Genomic DNA, 558 nt, shown 5'->3' with positions numbered 1-558 from the left:
GACCTCCGACACCATAAGCGGCAGTCGGTCAGATACCTGCTGCTTATTAGCATAATGGATAAGCGCTTCATATTGCTGCTCTCCATGCGCGGCATTACTAAACTCCATACCCTGAACGCTCAAGTCGCAGTTCGACTGGTAGCCTTCACTGCTAACATGAACCTGTACCTCACTCACTGCACAGTGTGGAATATCTTTCAGCGCCCGTATACGATAACCACCGTCTTTCGCCTTGGTGATTTTATTAAAGCTCACCGTAGGCATTTCACCTCCCAGGCTCATATCTGAGAGCTGCCTTGTTTCCAACATCCGAACCAGGCACTCATTCAATGCAGAAAGTAGTAGCATCTCGTCACGCCCCGTTAAAACCAGGCGCAACAGGCTACCCTGCTCGTCCAATATAATTAACTGATAGGTATCGTGATGCAAAAAGAAAAAAACCTGAATATTACCAGGCATATTGTAGGGTAAAACTGCTGCAACCAGGGTCTCTCCTGGCTGAGCGTATTCATCAAAAATAATTGGGCTATAGTGACGCTGCCCCTGCTTTAAGGCTTT

The 558-nt window shown here is 47.3% G+C and carries 1 protein-coding gene; it reads right to left on the bottom strand.

The features are described from left to right. On the bottom strand, positions 1–558 hold a 558-nt coding region (locus A3757_RS26375), incomplete at both ends, for a hypothetical protein (protein ID WP_197469796.1).

This window comes from Oleiphilus sp. HI0117, assembly GCF_001635235.1.
The sequence above is the reverse complement of the archived record's forward strand: the minus strand, read 5'-3'. Positions and strand labels throughout refer to the sequence as shown.